Source organism: Escherichia sp. MOD1-EC5990 (assembly GCF_002965285.1).
Lineage (GTDB): Bacteria > Pseudomonadota > Gammaproteobacteria > Enterobacterales > Enterobacteriaceae > Escherichia > Escherichia coli_F.
Map to the genome: position 1 here is coordinate 1 of NZ_PTRV01000052.1, position 3,593 is coordinate 3,593.

At 50.6% G+C, this 3,593-nt stretch carries 1 protein-coding gene; it reads left to right on the top strand.

Translation table 11 applies throughout. The features are described 5' to 3' along the window. The coding region (gene ypjA, locus BEB42_RS25715) for an adhesin-like autotransporter YpjA/EhaD (RefSeq protein WP_105267600.1) at window positions 1–3,593 on the top strand (3,593 nt) is incomplete at both ends.

Here is a 3,593-nt window from a genome sequence, read left to right on the forward strand (position 1 = left end):
CGACGGTGAGCGGTACGAATAGTGAAGGGGCATTCTCTATTCACAATAACGTGGCAGACAATGTGTTGCTGGAAAACGGTGGTCATTTAGACGTATATGGTTCGGCAAACAAGACAATTATTAAAGATAACGGAACAATGTCAGTTTTAGCGAATGCTAAAGCTGATGCGACCCGAATAGATAATGGCGGCGTTATGGATGTTGCCGGAAACGCGACAAATACCATAATTAATGGTGGCACACAGAATATAAATAATCATGGTATTGCCACGGGAACCAATATCAACAGCGGAACACAAAATATCAAGAGCGGCGGGAAAGCTGACACGACAAATATCTCCTCCGGGAGCCGGCAGGTTGTTGAGAAAGATGGTACGGCAACTGGCAGCAATATTAGTGCCGGAGGCTCGCTGATTGTCTATACCGGTGGTATCGCACATGGGGTTAACCAGGAGACGGGTAGTGCTTTAGTTGCCAACACGGGCGCAGGGACTGATATTGAAGGATACAACAAGCTCTCTCACTTCACTATTACCGGAGGGGAGGCTAATTATGTTGTGCTGGAAAATACCGGCGAACTGACGGTAGTGGCTAAAACCACGGCGAAAAATACTACCGTTGATGCTGGCGGTAAGCTGATTGTCCAGAAGGAGGCTAAAACAGATACCACCAGACTTAATAATGGGGGCGTTCTGGAGGTTCAGGACGGTGGTGAGGCTAAGCATGTTGAGCAACAATCCGGCGGCGCATTAATTGCTTCCACGACTTCCGGAACACTTATCGAAGGAACCAACAGTTATGGTGATACTTTCTACATCAGGAATTCAGAAGCTAAAAATGTAGTGCTGGAAAACGCTGGCTCATTAACAGTCGTTACTGGTTCCCGGGCAGTTGATACGATTATTAATGCCAACGGCAAAATGGATGTTTATGGAAAAGATGTTGGCACTGTACTCAATAGTGCGGGCACCCAAACAATATATGCCAGTGCCACTTCTGATAAAGCAAATATCAAAGGTGGCAAGCAAACGGTATATGGTTTAGCCACTGAGGCAAATATCGAAAGTGGTGAACAAATTGTTGATGGTGGGTCAACAGATAAAACGCACCTCAAAGGCGGCACGCAAACCGTTCAGAATTATGGTAAGGCGATCAATACCGATATCGTCTCTGGCCTACAACAAATTATGGCAAACGGGACAACGGAAGGTTCCATTATTAATGGCGGTTCACAGGTAGTTAATGAGGGCGGTCTGGCTGAAAACTCGGTACTTAATGACGGCGGCACACTCGATGTGCGGGAGAAAGGCAGCGCTACGGGGATACAGCAGAGTAGCCAGGGCGCGTTGGTGGCAACCACCAGGGCGACGCGGGTCACAGGGACACGCGCTGATGGCGTCGCGTTCAGCATCGAGCAGGATGCGGCGAACAATATCCTGCTGGCAAATGGCGGCGTGTTAACCGTGGAGTCAGACACCACTTCCGCCAAAACACAGGTCAATGCGGGCGGACGGGAGATCGTCAAAACAAAAGCCACTGCGACTGGCACGATGCTTACCGGCGGTGAACAAATCGTCGAGGGTGTGGCGAATGAGACAACGATTAACGACGGCGGAATACAAACAGTTTCGGCTAACGGTGAGGCAGTAAAAACAACGATTAATGAAGGCGGTACGCTGACAGTCAACGATAATGGCAAAGCGACAGATATCATCCAGAACAGCGGTGCCGCTCTCCAGACGAGCACGGCTAACGGTATTGAAATCAGCGGTACTCACCAGTACGGCACCTTTTCCATTGCCGGAAATTTAGCGACCAATGCGTTGCTGGAAAATGGCGGTAATTTATTGGTATTAGCAGGTACCGAAGCTCGCGATTCCACGGTTGGCAACGGTGGGGCAATGCAAAACCTGGGTCAGGACTTCGCCACAAAGGTTAATTCCGGTGGGCAATATACCCTTGGTCGGTCAAAAGATGAGTTTCAGGCTCTGGCCCGGGCAGAAGATCTACAGGTCGCTGGCGGGACGGCAATCGTCTACGCAGGTACGCTGGCGGATGCATCGGTCAGTGGCGCGACAGGAAGCCTGTCGTTAATGACGCCACGGGATAATGTTACGCCAGTTAAACTTGAAGGGGTGGTCCGGATTACCGATAGCGCGACATTAACTATCGGAAATGGCGTCGATACGACGCTTGCCGACCTGACGGCTGCCAGCCGGGGCAGTGTCTGGCTTAACAGCAATAATTCCTGTGCAGGCACCAGCAACTGCGAATATAGAGTAAACAGTTTGCTCCTCAACGACGGTGATGTTTATTTATCAGCACAAACAGCAGCGCCTGCCACAACTAACGGTATCTACAATACGCTGACCACCAGTGAACTTTCCGGCAGCGGTAATTTCTACCTGCATACCAACGTTGCAGGCTCCCGGGGCGATCAACTGGTCGTCAACAACAACGCCACTGGCAATTTTAAAATCTTTGTTCAGGATACCGGCGTCAGCCCTCAGTCTGACGACGCGATGACGCTGGTGAAAACAGGGGGAGGGGATGCTTCGTTTACGCTGGGTAATACCGGCGGTTTCGTTGATCTTGGGACCTATGAGTATGTCCTGAAAAGCGACGGCAACAGCAACTGGAACCTGACCAATGATGTCAAACCCAACCCGGACCCCAACCCAAATCCGAAACCGGATCCAAAACCAGACCCAAAACCGGATCCGAAACCAGACCCGACTCCCGATCCAACGCCGACACCCGTCCCGGAGAAACGCATCACGCCTTCTACGGCAGCCGTACTCAATATGGCAGCAACATTACCGTTGGTCTTTGATGCTGAGCTAAACAGTATTCGCGAGCGGTTGAACATAATGAAAGCGACTCCACACAACAATAATGTCTGGGGGGCGACGTATAACACCCGTAATAATGTCACCACCGATGCGGGTGCCGGGTTTGAGCAGACGCTGACCGGAATGACAGTGGGGATCGATAGCCGTAATGGTATTCCTGAGGGGATTGCGACGCTGGGCGCTTTTATGGGTTATTCCCATTCACATATCGGTTTTGATCGTGGAGGACATGGCAGTGTGGGCAGTTATTCTCTGGGGGGCTATGTCAGCTGGGAACATGAAAGTGGTTTCTATCTGGACGGTATCGTGAAGCTGAACCGCTTTGAAAGTAACGTAGCCGGTAAAATGAGCAGCGGTGGAGCCGCCAACGGCAGTTATCGCAGCAACGGGCTGGGTGGTCATCTTGAAACCGGGATGCGATTTACCGATGGTAACTGGAACCTGACGCCGTATGCATCGTTAACGGGGTTCACCGCTGATAACCCCGAATATCATTTATCCAATGGTATGGAATCGAAATCAGTCGATACCCGCAGTATATATCGTGAACTGGGCGCAACGCTGAGTTACAACATGCGTCTGGGGAACGGCATGGAAGTTGAGCCGTGGCTGAAGGCGGCTGTGCGCAAAGAATTTGTCGATGATAACCGGGTGAAAGTGAATAATGACGGTAATTTTGTCAATGATTTGTCGGGCAGACGTGGAATATACCAGGCAGGTATTAAAGCCTCATTCAGCAGT